11 protein-coding genes, 3 tRNA genes and 2 pseudogenes are annotated in these 20,707 nt (G+C 39.2%); 5 read left to right on the top strand and 11 right to left on the bottom strand.

The window, feature by feature from the left end; translation table 11 throughout:
• The first annotated feature begins 12 nt into the window (after positions 1–12).
• Together HSM_RS01450 and hda are read left to right on the top strand one after the other, a co-directional pair.
• Positions 13–1,254, top strand: coding sequence for a uracil-xanthine permease family protein (locus HSM_RS01450; protein WP_012341148.1), 1,242 nt, complete (start codon positions 13–15; stop codon positions 1,252–1,254).
• An 86-nt stretch (positions 1,255–1,340) separates the two neighbouring features.
• On the top strand, positions 1,341–2,036 hold the full coding sequence (gene hda, locus HSM_RS01445) for a DnaA inactivator Hda (RefSeq protein WP_012341146.1): 696 nt from the start codon (positions 1,341–1,343) through the stop codon (positions 2,034–2,036).
• A gap of 117 nt (positions 2,037–2,153) precedes the next feature.
• Here the strand turns inward: hda and trxA are convergent, their stop codons facing one another.
• Complete coding sequence (gene trxA / locus HSM_RS01440; RefSeq protein ID WP_011609498.1) at positions 2,154–2,477, bottom strand: thioredoxin; 324 nt, start codon at positions 2,475–2,477, stop codon at positions 2,154–2,156.
• Positions 2,478–2,641: 164 nt separating this feature from the next.
• Positions 2,642–3,751: a methionine biosynthesis PLP-dependent protein gene (locus HSM_RS01435; RefSeq protein ID WP_012341145.1), complete on the bottom strand. Its 1,110-nt coding sequence runs from the start codon at positions 3,749–3,751 to the stop codon at positions 2,642–2,644.
• A 314-nt stretch (positions 3,752–4,065) separates the two neighbouring features.
• Between HSM_RS01435 and HSM_RS01430 the strand changes: the two genes are divergently transcribed.
• The 3 genes from HSM_RS01430 to HSM_RS01420 all read left to right on the top strand — a co-directional run bounded on the left by HSM_RS01430 (position 4,066) and on the right by HSM_RS01420 (position 4,337).
• A tRNA-Gly gene (locus HSM_RS01430) sits at positions 4,066–4,141 on the top strand.
• Positions 4,142–4,152: 11 nt separating this feature from the next.
• Positions 4,153–4,226: transfer RNA gene (locus HSM_RS01425), tRNA-Cys, on the top strand.
• 24 nt (positions 4,227–4,250) lie between these two features.
• Positions 4,251–4,337 (top strand) — tRNA-Leu (locus HSM_RS01420).
• Positions 4,338–4,481: 144 nt separating this feature from the next.
• Here HSM_RS01420 and HSM_RS01415 read toward each other — a convergent pair.
• The 9 genes and pseudogenes from HSM_RS01415 to HSM_RS01375 all read right to left on the bottom strand — a co-directional run bounded on the left by HSM_RS01415 (position 4,482) and on the right by HSM_RS01375 (position 20,677).
• Positions 4,482–4,817, bottom strand: coding sequence for a hypothetical protein (locus HSM_RS01415; protein WP_012341144.1), 336 nt, complete (start codon positions 4,815–4,817; stop codon positions 4,482–4,484).
• A 116-nt stretch (positions 4,818–4,933) separates the two neighbouring features.
• A complete protein-coding gene (locus tag HSM_RS01410) occupies positions 4,934–5,284 on the bottom strand; it encodes a hypothetical protein (protein WP_012341143.1) in 351 nt (116 codons plus the stop codon).
• 1 nt (position 5,285) lies between these two features.
• Positions 5,286–6,836 (bottom strand): annotated as a pseudogene (locus HSM_RS10955) (hemagglutinin repeat-containing protein); the annotation flags it as partial.
• 81 nt (positions 6,837–6,917) lie between these two features.
• Positions 6,918–7,280 carry a hypothetical protein gene (locus tag HSM_RS01400; RefSeq protein WP_143432697.1) on the bottom strand — a complete coding sequence of 121 codons (363 nt, stop codon included), beginning with the start codon at positions 7,278–7,280 and terminating at the stop codon, positions 6,918–6,920.
• A gap of 1 nt (position 7,281) precedes the next feature.
• Positions 7,282–8,967, bottom strand: a pseudogene (locus HSM_RS01395) (hemagglutinin repeat-containing protein); the annotation flags it as partial.
• A 148-nt stretch (positions 8,968–9,115) separates the two neighbouring features.
• A complete protein-coding gene (locus tag HSM_RS10950) occupies positions 9,116–9,298 on the bottom strand; it encodes a hypothetical protein (RefSeq protein ID WP_203414994.1) in 183 nt (60 codons plus the stop codon).
• Between the two features lie 364 nt (positions 9,299–9,662).
• Positions 9,663–13,142 (bottom strand): hemagglutinin repeat-containing protein, encoded by a 3,480-nt coding sequence (locus HSM_RS01385; RefSeq protein WP_012341138.1) that lies wholly within the window; start codon positions 13,140–13,142, stop codon positions 9,663–9,665.
• A gap of 106 nt (positions 13,143–13,248) precedes the next feature.
• Entirely contained in the window at positions 13,249–13,578 is a 330-nt protein-coding gene (locus tag HSM_RS01380) for a hypothetical protein (protein WP_203414993.1), read from the bottom strand.
• The gene (locus HSM_RS01375) at positions 13,559–20,677 is read right to left on the bottom strand and encodes a two-partner secretion domain-containing protein (RefSeq protein ID WP_012341135.1); all 7,119 of its coding nucleotides are present in this window, start codon (positions 20,675–20,677) and stop codon (positions 13,559–13,561) included. Before HSM_RS01375 ends, HSM_RS01380 begins: the two co-directional genes overlap by 20 nt.
• Between the last annotated feature and the right edge of the window lie 30 nt (positions 20,678–20,707).

Here is a 20,707-nt window from a genome sequence, read left to right as displayed (position 1 = left end):
GTTGAAACTTAAATGACAAATCAAAATATCCCCGTAGAAATTTCGGGCAAAATCAAACAAGCTTTTATTGGCTTGCAAATGTTATTCGTTGCATTCGGTGCATTGGTATTAGTTCCATTAATCACAGGATTGGACGCAAATACTGCCTTATTAACCGCCGGAATTGGTACATTGCTTTTCCAACTATGTACCGGCAAGAAAGTGCCGATCTTTTTAGCCTCTTCTTTTGCTTTTATTGCACCAATCCAATATGGTGTAGCCTCATGGGGAATTCCGGCAACAATGGGTGGTCTTGCTTGTGCAGGACTTGTTTATGTTGCCTTAAGCCTGTTGGTTAAATTACGTGGAGCGGGGGCTTTACAGAAAATTTTTCCTCCGGTTGTTGTTGGACCCGTTATTATCATTATCGGATTAGGACTGGCACCTGTGGCTGTAGATATGGCGACCGGCAAAGGCAGTAACTATGAATATGGTGATGCGGTTCTCGTGTCAATGATTACGCTATTGACTACTTTAATTGTAGCTGTTTTTGCCAAAGGTATGATGAAATTAATACCGATAATGTTTGGCATTGCGGTGGGTTATATCTTGAGTTTATTTATGGGATTAATCGATTTTAGTCCTATTGCCAAAGCATCTTGGTTTTCCTTACCGAATTTAACGACACCAGAATTTAAACTGGAAGCCATCTTATATTTGCTACCAATAGCGATTGCACCGGCAGTTGAACATGTTGGCGGTATCATGGCTATCAGTTCTGTAACCGGCAAAGATTTCTTAAAAAATCCGGGGTTACACCGCACTTTATTAGGTGATGGTCTTGCAACATCTGCCGCATCACTATTAGGTGGCCCACCAAATACCACTTATGCAGAAGTAACAGGTGCAGTAATGCTAACCCGAAATTTTAATCCGACCATTATGACTTGGGCAGCAGTATGGGCAATTGCAATTTCATTTTGCGGCAAAGTTGGAGCATTCCTATCTACGATCCCCACCTTCGTTATGGGCGGAATTATGATGCTGGTTTTTGGCTCTATTGCCGTCGTTGGGATGAGTACATTAATTCGTGGGAAAGTTGATGTGACGGAAGCACGTAATTTATGTATTATTTCTGTGGTTATGACTTTTGGAATTGGTGGAATGTTTGTCAATTTAGGAGAATTATCCTTGAAAGGGATTAGTTTATGTGCCGTTGTCGCTATTATTCTAAATCTCATTTTACCATCGGCTAAAAATCAAATAGAAGACTAAAATTTACAAGATTAATAGGAATAGGTTCACCTGTTCCTATTTTTTCTGTATTATGAGTCAACTTTACTATCAAATGGAATTATTTTTTGAGCCAACAACTCCCTTTGCCTATTCATCAGATAGACGATGATACCTTAGAGAATTTTTGTAGCGACAATAATTTATTGTTACTCGGTTCATTACGTAAAAATTTTATTCAATTATATCAACCTTTCTTTTACATTTTTGGAGGAAAAAGTACAGGTAAAACTCATTTACTTAAAGCATGTTCCAATTATTTTTTAGCATCGCAACGCAATGCGATTTATATTCCATTGAGTAAAGCACAATATTTTTCCCCTGAAGTTTTGGAAAATTTAGAACAGCAAGAGTTGGTTTGTTTAGATGATTTCCATGCAATAATAGGAAATCATGAATGGGAATTGGCTATTTTTGATTTAATGAATAGAATAAAAGAGAGCGGGAGTACATTACTGTTAATAAGTGCCAATCAATCTCCAGTGAATTTAAATATCTCTTTACCCGATCTTGCCTCACGATTAAGTTGGGGAGAAATTTATCAGCTAAATCCACTAAATGAACAACAAAAAGTAGAAGTGATAAAACGCAATGCCCATCAACGAGGGATCGAATTACCTGATGATACAGCTAATTTTTTATTAAAACGTTTAGATCGTGATATTAAATCTTTATTTGATACATTAACTTTATTAGATAAAGCCTCATTACAAGCACAACGTAAGTTGACTATTCCTTTTGTGAAAGAAATATTAAATCTTTAACCGTTACCAAAGGTAATGTTTTATGATTTTACATACGATTTAAAGGTGTAATAGACAAAATAGCTTAAATCCTTTTGAGATTTAAGCTATTTTAGTTCGTCTTGTTTAAGCTACATATTAGCTATTTTGGTTGATAAAATTTACTAATTGATTTTTTGGTAATGCACCAACCTGAGTTGCGACAGCCTTACCTTCTTTGAAGAATATTAATGTTGGAATGCTACGCACACCAAATTGAGCCGGTGTCGCTTGATTTTCATCAATATTAATTTTAACAATTTTTACCTTATCACCTAATTCAGCTGAAAGTTCCTCTAGAATAGGTCCAATCATACGGCAAGGACCACACCAAGGAGCCCAAAAATCTAATAATACTGGAATATCTGATTTTAATACATCAGTATCAAAAGTCGCATCTGTTGTATGTAATACTTCACTCATTTTTATTTTTCTTCCTTTTATTGTTTGGGATTTATTATTTCCAGTTAGAGAGTATAAAGATAAATCTCCGCTTTTCAAGTGAAAAATCACAACATAAACCACGACAAATTACTTACGTATGATAAGTTGCGACTTTTATTAAATCTTGATCTATTAAAGTGCGGTTACTTTAGTTGAGAAAATGCCTGCAATAAATCCGCTTTAATATCTTCTACATTCTCCAATCCTACAGAAAACCGTAGTAAACGATTGCATACACCTCGAGCAACACGTTCAACCTCAGGAATATCCATATGCGTTTGTGTCGCCGGATACGTAATGAAACTTTCCGTACCGCCTAAACTCTCAGCAAAAGTAATTAACTTCATTGCTTTAAGAAAAGGATTTACCCAATTTTCATTTTGAAGACGAAAAGATAGCATCCCTCCTTTATTTGGATATAACACATCTTTTACTTGTGGCTGTTCTCTTAAAAAGTTTGCCAATTCCTGTGCATTTTTCTGATGACGTTCCATTCGCAATGCAAGTGTCTTCATGCCTCGAATGGTCAACCAAGAATCAAAAGGTGATAATACGGGACCTGCACCATTTTGAATATAATATAAGCGGTCACAGATCTCTTGCCCTTTGGCAACAATTAACCCTACTAATGTGTCATTATGACCAGCAATATATTTTGTTCCACTATGAATAACAATATCTGCACCATGTTCCATTGGTCTAAATAAAACAGGAGTTAAAAAAGTATTGTCTACAATCAATAGCAAATTGTATTTTTTAGCTATTTTCGCAATTTCTGCCACATCACATTCTTCCATTAACGGATTCGATGGTGTTTCAACAAAAATCGCCTTTGTATTCTCAGTGATTGCCTTTTCAATTTCTTCACTTGAAGCTGTATTGACATAAACAGGTTTGACACCATGAATATTCTTATGTGCAAAATCCAATAGGCGATAAGTTCCGCCATAAACATCGCTGGAAACAATCCATTCATCAGGTGACGCAAATAAGTTCATCAATAATTGAATAGCCGCCATTCCTGAAGAACAGGCAAATCCACGATCTCCACCTTCTAATTTTGCAATTGTTTCTTCTAATACCGTTCTCGTTGGATTTTTAGTGCGGGTATAATCAAATCCCGTACTTTCACCAATTCCATGATGAGCATAAGCAGTGGAAAGAAAAATCGGCGTAGATACCGCACCGGTTCTTTCATCTGTTCTATTACCTGCCTGAGCCAGTAATGTATCTAGAGCATATTGTTGTGTCATAACTTCACCTAATTAATCTAAGAAAAACGACCGCACTTTTAGCTATATTTTATTATTGTACGACATAATAGGATTGCATTGTTGCACAAAGTTTCCAGTGATTAAAGAATATTTTCTATATCATTAAAATAGATAAATGAAATAAGTGATAGTGATGTACTAGAAACAAACACATTCTGTATAAATTGTATTCTTAAATACCTGTTTTGAGTCTTTTTTCATCAATTAACATATTTTTTTAAAAGAATTGTTGACAGTTTTTCATAACGAAGTAGAATGCACACCACTGACAGCGAATGTGTTGCAGCGAAAAAGCGGGAATAGCTCAGTTGGTAGAGCACAACCTTGCCAAGGTTGGGGTCGCGAGTTCGAGCCTCGTTTCCCGCTCCAATTTACGCTACGGCGTGTTAGCAAAGCGGTTATGCACTGGATTGCAAATCCATGTAGCTCGGTTCGACTCCGGGACACGCCTCCATCACATAACCGAGTCGGGACACCTGCCCGAGTGGTGAAATCGGTAGACACAAGGGATTTAAAATCCCTCGGCTTTCGAGCTGTGGCGGTTCAAGTCCGCCCTCGGGCACCATTTAAAATCAAATTTTTACTTGATTCTTGATGTAAAATTTGGTTGGTCCTAAAAATATCTTCTATACGCAGTGATTTCACCCAATACTTTCTTATTCTTCTTGATATAGGTGAACATAATTGCCTTTCAGTCTGTTGTAAATTACTATTCCCATGGCTTCGCGTCAGGTTTACTGTGTTTAGCCCGCCATTTAATGCATTCCGGCTCATTCCATACATATTTTTCTTCACACACCGGACCTTGTTCTAGATACCATCCTTTTTTTTCCATACACAAATTGACTTTAAGTTTAACACTTTCACCTAATACAGGATCCATTCCACAAGATCGCATTTCTTTGCCTCTAAAAACAGCATATTCATAAGATGTTTCAAAATTTTTATCTTCAAAACGCCACTTGTAATGTAGCTTAGGTGGTTTGAATCCACCGAATGAGCACCCAATCAAAAAGACAACACTAATAATACTAAATACTTTCATTGCTATTTCTCCTTTATTTGCTGCTTTTATTTCTATTTAAATCATAAATAGTTCTCTCTTTATTCATAATTAAATCTTTTTCATCTTTGACAGAGGTAATATATCTACATTTTAAATTAGAAATTACATACCCCTTTATCCCATTTAGGGTTTTGATAACCACATTTTGCAGGGGAAAGATGGATATATCCTTTACCCAGCATACAATAATAAAATTCTTCTTGTTTCTCGAAAGGAACACTTCTTTGATCATAATCCAAATATTTACCACCACAAGAAATTACATCTTTCCAACGTTGATTACTATCAGTTCTTCCTAAACTATACGGTTTCTGATAGCGAGATATGGATGGAAATACTTCCCCTTTATCAACACAGCTAACCAGTTGTGGAGAATAAAAGCACCCATCATGATAGGAGCAACCAGCCAACAGGAATAAAATAAATATTAAGACAGCTTTTTTCATTTTATTGACCTCCGATTTTCATTAAAACTTCAAAAAAATCAGCAGACATGAGATCTGCTACGGCAAAAGGTGCAGATATAGGAATAGCAATTATAGTTGTTGCTTTAGATGACGTATCTTGCATTGGTGTTTTAGGGGCTGTATTCCCTAATTTGTCATACCAACCCCAAATTTGACTGCCTGACATATCGTGTGTACCCGCAAAAGATTCAACAGATAAATCTGAAATACTGCCAAGTTTATATTTAAAAATAGGTTCTCCATTAAAATACCATCCCCCCTCTACCGCTTGGAAACCACCTGTTTCACCATATAATTTTTTTGCTTTATTATTTTGTGTAGGATCTATTGCATCTTTAAGTGTGTAATCATTGGTTCCATTAAAAGTTATAGAACCATCATTATTTTTAGAACAAGCCCCCATTCCGCTATTACAAATCACATCAACATCAATTCGTACACCACCTAACTTCACGCCATCAAAATAACCACTACTGTAACTGTCATTTCTCAATATTTGTCCCGTCTTTTTATCCTTAATTCCTTTAAATAAGCGGGAATTTTTTAGCGTTTCTTCTCGCATTTTGGTCGCTGCAAGTTGTAGCGTTCCTTGTGTAATAGCAATCTCAGGTGTACCGGCAATAATACCTACTGTCGTTTCTAACAAGCGTTTTTGATATTGCAATTTATAAATTTCCTTATACAGTTCATCTTTTTCCTCTTCAGTTTGTGCTGCTTTTATTTTTTCCCTTAATTCAGCCTGTTTTGGCAGTACATAAGCATCTATCGTCGAAAATGCATTCTTCCTGAACTCCTGTGTTACTTTTACCTGAATATTAAGTTCTTTTAAGACTTTTTCCTTATCAAATTTATTTTCCAACTTACCCGAACGGCTTTCGGCATTGTCGGTGGTTATGTTCGTTTTAACTTCCGCTTTCACTTGCTCAACGGTTTTACCCGTTTTTTCAACCTGTCCTTGTTCGTCACGAATGATGAGGTTTTGCGTATTAATCCCACTTTTTGTTACGCTAGATTGGCTTTCTTTGTCATAGCCGAATCCGAAAGAGGTCGTCCCCGTTAAAGAATCTAAACCTTTCGCCAATTTGGCTTGGTTTGCATTACCTGCACTGTCTCGGCTTGTGGTGGTTTGCCTGCCTTGGCTATCTATGTAAAGTTTTTCCCCTTTGTCATTCACCGCCTGTTTATTACTTTGCACTTGTCCGTATTTGCCTAACGGCGTGTCAAAGTTTATTGCCATTGAACCACTTAACCCGATACTGCTGCCTTTATAATCAGCGTGATTTTGAATATCCGAATAGGTGAATGTGCCTGTGCTGAATTGGTTGCGGTTTTCCGTCTCTGCGTTTTCTGTCGAGGTGATTAAGCCGCCTTTAAGGTCAGTGTGTTGGGCAATGTTAATTTGATACCCCTCATCTCCTGCATAAATCCCCGATTGTTCTTGTACGCTGGCATAATCGGCGTTGATTTTCGATTGATTGAAATTGGCGGAGGCGGAAAAGCCATAGCCCACCGTCATCTGTCCGCTGATATTCAAGAAATATGATTGCATTCTACCGTTTTATACTGATATAGAAAAAAGTAAGAATTAAAATAATATTAAATTGCAAAAAAACTAATATTTAAATTTCCGATATGCCTTACAGTTAAGTTCATTTTGGTAATGGTAACAATATTTTGAAAATATATCCTCTTTAAAAGCATATCCTAAATCATGCAAACATTTACTTTGATATAAAGCAACATTATACTCATCCCAATCAGGTGAATATGATGTAAAACCTTTTTGGTTTAAATCAAATTGTAAGCCTTTATGAAAACAAGCTACATACGTTTTTTCACTGACTTGTTCATTAGTTCCTTTTTTTACCCAGAATCTTTCACCATGCATAACATCCTTATCATACCCAGGATATAAAGAGATAATAGCAGAACAACCTGACAACAAAAAAAACACTAAAAAAACAAATTTTTTCATATTATCTACCCCCATTAATTTCATTAAATTTTCTAATTCCTTCAGTATATGTCTTTTTTAACATATCCTCTATTGTTAACCATTCTTTAGTTTTCGTTCCATTTTCTTCTGATTTATAAACAAACTTTAAATTATTAATATTCTGATTGGCTTTAGTATGTGTATCTAAAAAAGAAACATTTGCTTTATTAGGTGTTGCATTAGGATTATTCCCAATCATTCCCAACCCTAAATTTCTTAAAACTGGTGTTCCCTCATAGACAAAATCACCCTTTACGCCATGATACTGTGTTTTGACGCTCTTAAATAATCTCCTCGATTGTTGATCTATTTCACTTGACGGATATGAACCGCCTAAATGTAAATATTCTACATCAGTATGTTCATATTTCTGACCAATATGCTCCGACCAATTCAACATATTTTTATTGCCCGAAACGCCTAAACTATGTGCTGAATTTTTAAATGTATATGTTTTTGTTCCACGAGATTCTGCGTAAGCATTATATTCATCCAGTTTTTTCGCAATCTGAGCATGAGCTCTCGTCGCATTTGATGCTCCAAAGATCGCCGGCATATTTACCCACGCTCTGAAACGTTCAAAACCGGTAAATATAATTTCATTTAAAATACCCGCACTTCCTCTATTTAAAATCAATGCAGTATCTTCAATTGAGGACAAGTCCTTATCATATAAAACGGCACTTGAAACTTTCGCTTCTCTAGTCAAATTCAACATGCCTGCCGTTGCGACTTTACTGAATAATTTTGCTTGTTCCTCTGTCAGCAATTCTTCACTATAAATAATACGTTTTAGCTCCTGAGAGTTGTCTTTATCAAAATCCAAGCAAGAAATATGATCACAGTCTGATCTTGTTTTTTGGATAGAAAAAAGAGAGTCTTCATTTTTTTCCATCTTATAATGAATTTCATCACCTTGATTATTTAAGTTATTCACAAACTCTGTTGCTGTATTTAAATCACGTGCTAAATCTGAGCGAATAGTCTCAACATCAGCTTTTTCAACACCTTGATGAAGATTGATTTTAGGAAGGTTTTGTAAACTTTCCTCCACTGTTTTTCCGGTCAGTTTTTGTTGAGCATCACGATGGCGAATGGTGATATGAGCGGTATTGATTGAGCCGGTTGTGATACCGCTTTCGCTACCTTTATATTTCACTTGACCTAAAAGTGCGGTTGTAATGCCTTTTGTTATTCCCCAATTACCTTGGCTACTCACCCCTGCAATACCACTGTATTCCACTTTTGATGAACCGTCTTGAGCATTTTGTCCAATGTGTTGGAGGTTCATTCCGCCAATTTCTTTTGGAGCCTCACCACCACTTACCGTTACACCGCCGCTTAAGCCAAATCCTCTCGCTGAATGGTGGCTATAGTTTTGAATATCCGAATAAGAAAGTGTGCCTGTGCTGAATTGGTTTTTACCTTGTTTTTCGGCTTGGGCGGTGGAGGTGATTAAGCCGCCTTTGAGGTCAGTGTGTTGGGCAATGTTAATTTGATACCCCTCATCTCCTGCATAAATCCCCGATTGTTCTTGTACGCTGGCATAATCGGCGTTGATTTTCGATTGATTGAAATCAGCGGAGGCGGAAAAGCCATAGCCCACCGTTACCTGTCCTTTCACATTCATTTGTTTGCCTTTATACGTCATAGTATCTTGTCGCATAATTATTTTAATAATATATCATTTTATATCTCAATGAATAGAGGATTAATTATTTCATCAAATATATTTCTAAATTTGATGGATATTATATTTCCAAACAGATTGGAGCATTAAAAAATTACATTGTTTAATGTTGTACATCATCAAATTAATATAAATATCTAAATTTTAATTTTCTTGAAGCAATATAGTCAATTCTTTCTTCATTTATATAACCAGCTGCTTCTTTTACTTTAATAGTATCTACATTACCGTACATTAAAGGTAATGACCCATAAATGATAAATTTATTCCCCAATATTATTTTACTAATTAATATATCATCTTCCATAAGGAATTCGGCGTGATTTCTAGTTTTTGTTTGAAATCTAAATAATATCTTTCCGTCATAGATTTTCGCATATGTAGGAGAGTTTATACCGCAACCTTTGCATAGATGAACAATAGAAATACATTTTCCATCTATGCAATAATGAGCTATTTTTTGTGGATCAATATAACGGCAATGTATGTAATACATACTGAAAAATATTAATCCCAATAATACAAAGCTCATTTTTAATATATATGTTTTATGATAATGAATGGCATGGTATATAACGTATATTGTAAGAAATATCGGAATAAATATTAGTAATAAAAGTGACAAAATGTTAAAATTATTAACGAATTCCATTAAGTATATCTCCGATATTTTATTTATTATTAGGAATCATATTTTTCATATCGTCTTTTATCCATATCCTTTCTAGTCCTAAATCGTAACCATATTTACTTTTATTGTATTGATATGGTAATTCACCATACATAGGAGCAGATCCGTAAGTCTTACCGGTAAACACATTTAATAAAACACCTATCTTACCACCTTGTTGTAGTGCTCCACTGGCTTGTTGAAACTCATCAAAAGTTTTTCTATTAACAGCAGCATTCATACCTGCTAAGATATTTCCACCATCTCTCAATGAGATATATTTACCCTGAAATAAAAATCCATGATATGAACCAGCACTAGGATAATTGCTTTTTATATCGTATTCTCCACCTGGAAGACTTTTTATAGCAACAGTTATATCCCATTGCCCCCATGCTTTATCATTAAGTTGATAGATATATGGTTCTATATTTTCTCCAAAATGTATAATACCAAAAGATTTTCCTGATTCTGGACTGGTAAATGAGTCCTGCCACATTACTTGACCTACAACTTTTTTGGGGGAATTATACAACTCATCAAAATCTTTCAAATTAGGACAATTATTTCCAGCAACAGGAGAACAAGCATAATCATATTGATAAATATTGTAGTCATCATTAGAAATATTACGAATAACTACACCATTTTTATCAACATGAAGGCTATTATTCTCCACTGCACTTTGTGCATTCAGGCTGCCTTGTACTGCGTTTGTTGAGCTGTTGCCGACTGTTGTGCCTATTGCAGCACCCAGCAAACCGATTATCGAGGTCACGGTTTCTTTCTCTTTAGCTGTTAAATCACTTCCTTTGTCTTTTCCATATAACCATTTACCAATCACAGGTGTAGCAGCTTCCGCCCCACCTGCACTTATTGCTCCTGCTAGGGCATGATTATCTCCTGCTGCGGCGGCCGCCGCTCCTAATACTGCATGAGCAAGGATATGTGCAGCTTTTTGTTCCACGGTTAACTCTTCTCGTTCAGTTTTTCCTGTGAGTTGGTTTGCTTTGGCTAATCCTTTAAAGTGTTGCCCAATTTCATACGATAATGCCGGCGATGCGGTGGCTGCTACTATGCCTATTGTGCTTTGTGTCGGTGCAATTAAACCTGAGGCAACACTGTTGAGTAGCACTTGCCCTCGTTGCCAACTTCTCACCCGAGTGTCATAGTCGCTTTGACTTATTTCGCCTTTTTCTCGCTGTGTTTTGAGTTGATCAAGGTGTTGATTGATTTTGGCATTAGCAGCCTGAACATTTTTACTAAAGTCTTGGCTAACCGTTCTTTGTAAATCCAACTCTTTTTGTAACTCATCTTTGTCAAAACGGTTTTCCAGCTTACCCGAACGGCTTTCGGCATTGTCGGTGGTCATGTTCGTTTTAACTTCCGCTGCGATTTGTTCAACGGTTTTAGTCGTCTTTTTAAGCTGTCCTTGTTCGTCTCTAATTGCGATATTTGTGGTATTAATACCTGATTTGGTTTCACTTCTTTGATGGTCTCTATCTGATCCGAATCCGAAAGAGGTCGTCCCCGTTAAAGAATCTAAGCCTTTCGCCAATTTGGCTTGATTCGCATTACCTGCACTGTCTCGGCTTGCGGTGGTTTGCTTGCCTTGGCTATCTATGTAAAGTTTTTCGCCTTTGTCATTCACTGCTTGTTTTTGGCTTTGGGCTTGTCCGTATTTGCCTAACGGCGTGTCAAAGTTTATTGCCATTGAACCACTTAACCCGATACGGCTGCCTTTATAATCGGCGTGATTTTGAATATCCGAGTAGGAGAGTGTGCCTGTGCTGAATTGGTTTTTACCCTGTTTTTCGGCTTGTTCAGTAGAGGTGATTAAGCCACCTTTGAGGTCAGTGTGTTGGGCAATGTTAATTTGATACCCCTCATTCCCTGCATATATCCCCGATTGTTCTTGTACGCTGGCATAATCGGCGTTGATTTTCGATTGATTGAAATTGGCGGAGGCGGAAAAGCCATAGCCCACCGTCACTTGTCCGCTCACATTCATTTGTTTGCCTTTATACGTCATGGTATCTTGCAGGCTTTCAATGTTGAGGTTTTGGGCTTGAACTTGTACGCCTTTGCCTCGCACTTGGGCTCCCTTAATGGCAGTATCTCCACCGCTCATGATGTGGGTTTGGCTGTGTTTATCGCCTATATGGCTATTTCGCCAAGTGGTTTCATCGCCGTTGCCATAGCCTTTGCCATAATTTCCCCCTGCGGTAAATCCAAAGGCTAAACCATTTGAGCCGTAACTCACCGCCACACCCGCATTAAAACCGGCGGATTTATTTTGGCTCCGCTCTTGGTGGGTTTGTTTGGCTGCCCGTAAATTGATGTCATCTTCTGCTTGCAAAAAAGTACCCTGTTTACCGGACACATCCGAACCCACAACGTGAATATCCGATTCCTTGCCTGCTCCGGTGGCGATAACGGTGACTTTTCCACCCGCATTTATCGCACTGTTTGCTGCCCTGTTGCCTTGGATATCCGTGGTCTGCACATTCTTTTGTTCGCCATAAGTGATAGATACGCTGACATTCGCCCCTTGTGCCATATTACCGCTCGCCATTTGGCTAAGACTTTGACTCGCTTGCATTAACCCTTGTCCCGCTCGATACGCACTCCATGCGGTATTCGCCGCTGCCATGGCATTAATTCGACTGTGTTTGCTTTCGCCCACCTGTTCGGCTTGTTTCGCTACCGCAAGGGTATTTTGCACCGCCTGCACCACCGGAATATTCACCGCAATCGTAAAGCCTTTTTGTTCCATCGTCTGTTTATAATGGCTTTCGTATCTGTCATCTGCAGCCAAAATATCGACTTTTTTCGCACCGATAGTCACATCGCCCTCAAGGGAAGAGAGGGTACTGCCTTGTTGGTGATAATGCTCTTGGGCAAGTAGGGTAGTGTTCCCTTTTAGGCTACCTGCTTGGCTACCTGTGGCGTAATATTTGGTTTGATTGGTTTCTGTGGTGGTTTTCTTTTCGCCAATGCTAAAGCCAAATCCCCCTGAACCCATTAAGCCTGATTTCGTGGTTTTCTCAACATCTTGTTCGAAAACACGGTTTTCTGCTTCCTTAATTGCGATGTTTTTCGCTCGAGCATTGAGCTGATTTTCAGCAACAATATTTGAGCCTTGAACCGTCAGGTTAGCATTGCTTTGCAACACCACATTCTTACCATCAAGGGTTGAGCCTTGAGCTAAATCATAATGGTGGTCATGTTTAGTGATATCTGTCGTGGATTGAAGAAAACCACTATGCTTCACTTTAGAGGCAGAAGAAAGCCGCTCTTTGTTACGCCCTTCTTCAATGCGAATATTACCGTTTGAGGCAATATGAACATCACCGTTCTCGCTATGAATTTCCCCTTGGCGAATCACAACGCCCTGTTCACCGGCAAGGGTGATATTACCTTTTCCATTTAATTGAGAACCGACTTCTTGATGCTGTTCTAAGCGGTAGTAATTATCCATATCCGCACTGTAATCCGTTTTATTTTTTGTATTAAGGGTACCAATATCAATACGGTTGGCTTGAACAAGTATTCCGCCTGCACTATTGAGTTCCGCACCGGCATAATCATTTCACAAATAAATGCCCATACTGCTTATCTTTGCGAATATCGTATCTGCCGTCATGTCGAACACACTGATAAGAAATATGCTGCCCAATATCGCTATCCTGAACTTCTCCATGATCTTTGTATCCTAATTGTTGCTTAACAACTCCAAAGTTTCTACTGTAACAGTCATCAACTGCCTTTCTCCATCTTGGCGTAGGTTTAGAACAATTCCAATCTGCACACCTACCATCAAGCATTAACTGTCCAAGTGATAGCAAATAACCGCAGCCACTTAATCCCAAAACACAAGTAATTAGCATAAAATATTTAAAAAGGATTTGTTTCATATTTTTCTCCATTCGGATTATTGGGATTGACTAATTTTGGAATAGCATGATTTATATCACCATCAGCACCTGTTTTAGGGGTTCCCCATTTTTTTGTGTAATCTTTCCAGTTTTCTGTTTCAACAGGTTTCCCATTTTCCATTTTAATATTCCCATCTTCATCTCTTTGATACTGCTCAGGAACTTCCGCAAAATACGAGCTATGCGAATAACAAAATATCCCACAATCTCCTTTTGTTGTCTCATTATTTCCTAGCAAGAAAGGTATCCATTTGTTCCCCACAAAATCTTTATCATGCACGATTGAGTAGGCTCCGCTGTTATAAGTTTTTCCGTCCGCACTCGTATAGGTATAACCGTTTTTCTGTAACACATCGGCATAATCATTCTGCACATTTGTGGCTGTACCATAGAAACGTGCTTTTCTGATTGGGGCAATGCCGTTTTGCTCTTTATTGTTTACCCAATCCTTTAAAGCAACACTGGCTGTAATACCACCACGACTATGATTGTCGGTATCAACCGACCAGCCATTTCCCATATTTTGAACCTCTCGATAAATATCTTGATTCAATTTTTCTGAATTAGTTTTGGGTAAATAGCCTTGGAACACTTTATTATTCAATTGGTCGTAACCGACATACATCAGTTCAGAAACCATAGAAGACAGTATCCACCAGCCTTTATAGTTCCCTGTTGGAGGATTCATAACCACAATGACACCACTGCTGTTTGTACTATTAAGATTTTGTTTTTCTGCGTTGCTTAATGAATCTTCTCGATTATTGAAAATACCGGGATTAGACACAGTAATAACTTTGCCATTTGTGTCTTGAATGCTTGCCAGTTCTTCTCTGCTTAAATCATTCAATGACCAAATTTGTCTTGATTCTAACTTCACTTTGCCGGTTTTTTCATTAATTACTTTCTTGTGATACCACATTTCTTTAGGTGCTGTGGCAGAACGAACGGCACGATCGGCTTGAGTGCCCGCAAAAACACCTAACATTGTTTTGCTATTTCCCGCACTACCTTGTAAAAGACCTAATCCCATATCTAACCAACGCACTTTTTCATCTAAATCCGTTGCCTCACGATCTAATTGAGCGGAAAGTTCGGTATCATAACCACCATTGATTTTGCGAATTTGCGTTGCCTTTTCTCGTTTTTCATCAACGATATCATACAGTTCAGCCTTAACTTCCTGCCGAGTTTGATCAAATTTTTGCGTAACTTCTCGCTGTAAATCCAACTCTTTTTGTAACCGCTCTTTATCAAAGTTTGGTGCCAGTTTGCCTGTATGTTGCTCTGCGGAATCCGTAGTGATGTTTGTGCTGATTTCCCCTCTTGTTGTTTCTATAGTTTTTCCCGTTTTCGCCAACTGTCCTTGTTCGTCACGAATGATGAGGTTTTGCGTATTAATACCGCTTTTTGTTAGGCTGGATTGGCTGTCTTTGTCATAACCAAAGCCGATACCTTGATTCACTCGACTTACCGGTGAGCCATCTCTAACCTGACGACCGTCCCAGCCACCGTTAATATCTGCTTGTACTCCTACACCAACCGCACTCCCATTATAATCAGCATGATTTTGAATATCCGAATAAGAAAGTGTGCCTGTGCTGAATTGGTTTTTACCTTGGTTTTCGGCTTGGGCGGTGGAGGTGATTAAGCCGCCTTTGAGGTCAGTGTGTTGGGCAATGTTAATTTGATACCCCTCATCTCCTGCATATATCCCCGATTGTTCTTGTACGCTCGCATAATCGGCGTTGATTTTCGATTGATTGAAGTTGGCGGAGGCGGAAAAGCCATAGCCCACCGTTACCTGTCCGCTCACATTCATTTGTTTGCCTTTATAGGTCATAGTATCTTGCAGACTTTCAATGCTGAGGTTTTGGGCATGAACCTGTACGCCTTTGCCCCGCACTTGTGCACCACGAAGGGTCGTATCCCCACCGCTCATGATGTGGGTTTGGCTGTGTTTATCGCCAATATGACTATGACGGTAGGTGGTTTCATCGCCGTTGCCATAGCCTTTGCCATAATTTCCCCCTACGGTAAATCCAAAGGCTAAACCATTTGAGCCGTAACTCACCGCCACACCCGCATTAAAGCCGGCGGATTTATTTTGGCTCCGCTCTTGGTGCGTTTGTTTGGCTGCAAGAACATTGATTTCATCTTCTGCTTGTAAGAGGGTGCCTTGTTGACCTGATACATCAGACCCCACAACGTGAATATCCGATTCCTTGCCCGCTCCGGTGGCGGTAACGGTGACTTTTCCACCTGCATTTATCGCACTGTTTGCTGCAGTGTTGCCTTGGATATCCGTGGTCTGCACATTCTTTTGTTCGCCATAAGTGATAGATACGCTGACATTCGCCCCTTGTGCCATATTGCCGTTCGCCATTTGGCTGAGACTTTGACTCGCTTGCATTAACCCTTGTCCCGCTCGATACGCACTCCACGCCGTATTCGCCGCCGCCATGGCATTAATTCGACTGTGTTTGCTTTCGCCCACCTGTTCGGCTTGTTTCGCTACCGCAAGGGCATTTTGTACCGCCTGCACCACCGGAATATTCACCGCAATCGTAAAACCTTTTTGTTCCATCGTCTGTTTATAACGGCTTTCGTATCGGTCATCTGCAGCCAAAATATCGACTTTTTTCGCACCGATAGTCACATCGCCCTCAAGGGAAGAGAGGGTACTGCCGGTTTGTTGGTAGTGTTTACCTGCAATAAGGGCGGTATCACCTTTCAGGCTTCCCACTTGGCTACCTGTGGCGTAATATTTGGTTTGATTGGTTTCTGTGGTGGTTTTCTTTTCGCCAATGCTAAAGCCAAATCCCCCTGAACTCATTAAGCCTGATTTCGTGGTTTTCTCAACATCTTGTTCGAAAACACGGTTTTCTGCTTCCTTAATTGCGATGTTTTTCGCTCGAGCATTGAGCTGATTTTCAGCAACAATATTTGAGCCTTGAACCGTCAGGTTAGCATTGCTTTGCAACACCACATTCTTACCATCAAGGGTTGAGCCTTGAGCTAAATCATAATGGTGGTCATGTTTAGTGATATCTGTCGTGGATTGAAGAAAACCACTATGCTTCACTTTAGAGGCAGAGGAAAGCCGCTCTTTGTTACGCCCTTCTTCAATGCGAATATTACCGTTTGAGGCAATATGAACATCACCGTTCTCGCTATGAATTTCCCCTTGGCGAATCACAACGCCCTGTTCACCGGCAAGGGTGATATTACCTTTTCCATTTAATTGAGAACCGACTTCTTGATGCTGTTCTAAGCGGTAGTAATTATCCATATCCGCATTGTAATCCGTTTTATTTTTTGTATTAAGGGTACCAATATCAATATGGTTGGCTTGAACAAGTATTCCGCCTGCACTATTGAGTTCTGCACCTTTAATAGTTACATCTTTTGGGCTGTGAACAATTAATTTACCGTTTTTATCTTTGACATGAATACCGGCAAGGTTATCTACATGAGTGCGGTCAAATTTATTACCAAAGTCATCTTGATAAGCTAGGCGAGTTGTTGTACTTGCAATGTCAACACCTTCTTTGCCGACTAATGTCACTGAATCAAGAGCTTCAATTCTACCGCCGAGGTTAACTAATTTTTGCTTTGCAAGTAAATTGACGGAATCCCCCAAAACAAGCCCTTGGTTGTTGATATTCTTGGCAGAAAGTGCGGTCAGATTTCGCCCCGCAATCGTTCCCGTATTGGTAAGTTTTCCGTTAATATTACCCATAATTTCTCTTGCTGAAATTAAAGCACCTTGTGAAGTTACATCAAGATTTCGTGCAACAAGATAAACTTGTGGAGTGAGTACCGTCAGTTTTTTGCCGCTCGGTAGCGTAATTTCTTTATTCACAAACCATACCATATCCGCAGTCAACTCTGCCATTTGCTCCGCTGTTAAGCCGACACCGAGGTGCAGGTTAAATTTTTTGGCATAATAAATACCGCTATCCATTAAGGCTTTGTATTGCTCATCATCGGTTTGGTGATTATCTAAAAAGCGTCGTCCGGTGAGTTGATGAATTTGTTCATTAATCAAGCGTTGTTCATAAAACCCGTCTCCCAATCGTTTCTGCACATTTTCGTGATTGTAACGCAATGCGTTAAGCATATAGTCGGAGCTAAGCCATTGTTTACGGTTAGTAAAGTGCGGATCGGTTTCCACTAAATAACCATTAGGGGCGTCGGGGTTAATCTGATATAGACTTTGTTCCGGTAAGTTAATAATTACGCCATTCATTTGGTTTGGCACAATCGCCTCAGCTTGAGCTGTAATTTGCGTGTTGGTGCTGTCAACAGGCTGACCGATAGTATTATCCACCTTATTGAAGAAGAAATGGCTCGTCGGGTGAATGTCATTCAAATCCCCTCTTCCGGTACCATAAACCGCCCAACGTTTCCTTCCCCTTATTCCATAGCGACGTTTCTTTTTATGGAAGCTATCCCAATGTCCTTTGTCCGTAACATTTATCGTTCCTGCAATATCAATATTATTGAGCGATGTACCGGTTGTGGAATGTAACGTTTCATTTTTATCATTTTTTATAAATACCTCATCACCGAGTAATAAGCGTTTTCCTACAGAAAGAGTAGACGCATTATTTTCAAGATCATTGCCTGATAAATGAAGATCACCGCCAATCAAAATTTTAGCCGGATCACGTTTTTCAATCGTTGTCGTAATAGTGTGGCGATTATAATCCCAATGCATCCAACTATTAGCCGCAATGGTTGTGCCGTCATTCAGCCTTAAATAAGAATTTCTATCGCTCCTACTATTATTTCTTGAATCAAATCGCCCGTGATTGCCATCTTTATCTATCAGTACATAGCGTCGAGATGTATTTTTCGGTGCATATTCAACTCGCCGTTCATCGGTGTGATTTTCCCCCAATCGCAAGTGTAAGTCGTGATTTTGTAGGCGTGCTGTATTCACATAAGCATTTCCCAAAGCCTCAATAGTCGCACTGCCATTATCAATGAATGAAGCTTTCCCCTCAGCATGGTGCTGTTCATTAAGATGACCGCCAATGCCCATCTCTCCCGCACTAAAAATTAACGCATGATCACGATTGATAAGTGAACCGACCGCCAAATCTAATCGTTCACGTGCTGCGATGGTTGGCGAAGCATTGTCTTCTTTGCCATTGATAAGATTTGGTGTCGCAATGGCTAAATGATTGCCATAAATTCGCCCTGTCCCAAGGTTAGAAAGTGCGGTGCTTTTTAATAAGGTTTTTTCACCATCAATTAATCCTCGATTAATTATTTCATTACTGAGAATTTGGGTGTTTTTACCGGATAGCTCACTCTCCCTGTTATTATTGATATTATGAGCCTGTATGCTTAGTTTCTCTCCCACACGAAGAACTGAGTTGTTGATAAAATTGCCCTGTGTTTGGAAGTCTAAATTACCGCCTACTTTGAAAGCATTATTAAGCGTTAAATCTTGCTTGAGGTGAATACTCGCATTGTGGCTACTTTCAATTTCTCCTTCAGATTCTAATTTATTGGCATAAATAGCTAAATTACTTCTGCTTGCGATTTCCCCATGTTCATTATTCATATTAAGTTTATCGCCTTGAATTTGTAACTCACCAAGAGAGAGAATTTCGCCTTGCTGATTATCCAAGTGTACCGAAAGATTAAGTTGAACATTTTGCATGCCATAAATTGCCCCGTTTTGATTGGCAAGAGCATCGCCATTTATTGTCAGTACACCTGCAATAATACCTTGTTCAGGGGGCTTACTTTGTGACGCTTTCGTGTTTTTGTTTGTAACGAGTTTGCTGTGAATATCAAGTTTTTCAGCGGTTTGAATCAAAGATCCTGTTGAACCTATGCGATCATTATTCACTGTCTCGGTCGCATTAATTTGTGCGGTTCTTCCTTCAATCTTACCGCCACGGTTATCCAAATGAGAACTTTTGGTACTTAGCTGAGCTTCGGTGAGTAATTGCCCTTGGTTCTGAATTTCTTTTTTCGTACTGACGTGTAGATTTCCCTTCGCAGAAATCATTCCTTGATTGACAATTTTACCTTGTGAATCAATCACTAAATTGTCCGCACTTGCCCCAATATGCCCTGCATTACGCACCCCCAGTCCTTGTTCTGTGCCGACAAGATGAATTTTCCCCGCATACATACCGCCAAGCTCACTCACATCTAAAGCAAAGTGCGGTGCGTTTTCACTGAGATTTTGGCTGTCAATATGGGTAATTTGTAAATCATTTCCGCCATGTTCCATATCTGCCTGTTTGATGGTGTTTTTGCCGGTTACCACATTAAGCTTTTTCCCCGCCCAAACGCCTGCATTGATTTCCGCTTCTCGAGCAAGAATATCGGTATAATTGACACGACTGTTATCTAACCCTTTGCCACTGATGGTTATTTTGCCTCTTTCTATGTTAATGCTTTCTACTTGTCCATCAATAATCTGCGGTTTGCCTGTGGTCATTGTTGAGCGTGTCGCATTAATCGTACCGCACCCATCACAATGAAGCCCATTTGGATTAGCGATGATCACTTCGGCTTTTCTGCCTGCCACTTCCACATAACCTTTAAGTTGGGTTGGATGTGTAGATGTTACCTCGTTGAGAATCACTTTTGCTTCGCCACGAGCAAGATAAGGATTGCTTTGTACCCAACCTGCTTGCTGTGTTTGTGTGTCTTTGTGGCTGTTATTAAGAATCGCCCCTTTTTTGTCTACATTAAAATCTTGGTATTTATTATGAGAAAGCCCTTTATCATTCGGGGTTTGAATATTGACTTGCGGTAATCCGTTCGCTGTTTGCAACACAATAGGTTGTTGATTTTTGGGAGCGTTGGGATCGGCTTTGATGATTAAGGTTTCCGCAAATACAGACGAGGAAAAGACAAAACTCAAAGCACAGAACAAACGAAAGACAAGGGGAGTTAAGGCGGCAAAAATGGGTAGAAAATTAACCGCACTTTGCATTTGAGGCATCTCACTTTTTGTTTTTCCTTCGGTTTTTACCGGTTCTGAAACCACGACAATAGGTTGCAATGTTTTGCTAAAAATCACACGAAACTGACGTTTATTCATAAGAAAATCCTCGTTTGAGCCTAATGCACT

Origin of the sequence: Histophilus somni 2336 (assembly GCF_000019405.1) — a bacterium.
Taxonomy (GTDB): Bacteria; Pseudomonadota; Gammaproteobacteria; order Enterobacterales; family Pasteurellaceae; genus Histophilus; species Histophilus somni.
Note: the sequence above shows the minus strand (reverse complement) of the source record. Positions and strands in the feature narration are given on the sequence as shown.

Excerpts from the sequence above, each read along its gene's own strand:
- HSM_RS01435 (WP_012341145.1), bottom strand. The coding sequence starts at position 3,751 with ATGACACAACAATATGCTCTAGATACATTACTGGCTCAGGCAGGTAAT.
- trxA (WP_011609498.1), bottom strand. The coding sequence starts at position 2,477 with ATGAGTGAAGTATTACATACAACAGATGCGACTTTTGATACTGATGTA.
- HSM_RS01385 (WP_012341138.1), bottom strand. The coding sequence starts at position 13,142 with ATGGATAATTACTACCGCTTAGAACAGCATCAAGAAGTCGGTTCTCAA.
- HSM_RS01415 (WP_012341144.1), bottom strand. The coding sequence starts at position 4,817 with ATGAAAGTATTTAGTATTATTAGTGTTGTCTTTTTGATTGGGTGCTCA.
- HSM_RS01450 (WP_012341148.1), top strand. The coding sequence starts at position 13 with ATGACAAATCAAAATATCCCCGTAGAAATTTCGGGCAAAATCAAACAA.
- HSM_RS01375 (WP_012341135.1), bottom strand. The coding sequence starts at position 20,677 with ATGAATAAACGTCAGTTTCGTGTGATTTTTAGCAAAACATTGCAACCT.
- HSM_RS01380 (WP_203414993.1), bottom strand. The coding sequence starts at position 13,578 with ATGAAACAAATCCTTTTTAAATATTTTATGCTAATTACTTGTGTTTTG.
- HSM_RS01400 (WP_143432697.1), bottom strand. The coding sequence starts at position 7,280 with ATGAAAAAATTTGTTTTTTTAGTGTTTTTTTTGTTGTCAGGTTGTTCT.
- HSM_RS10950 (WP_203414994.1), bottom strand. The coding sequence starts at position 9,298 with ATGGAAGATGATATATTAATTAGTAAAATAATATTGGGGAATAAATTT.
- HSM_RS01410 (WP_012341143.1), bottom strand. The coding sequence starts at position 5,284 with ATGAAAAAAGCTGTCTTAATATTTATTTTATTCCTGTTGGCTGGTTGC.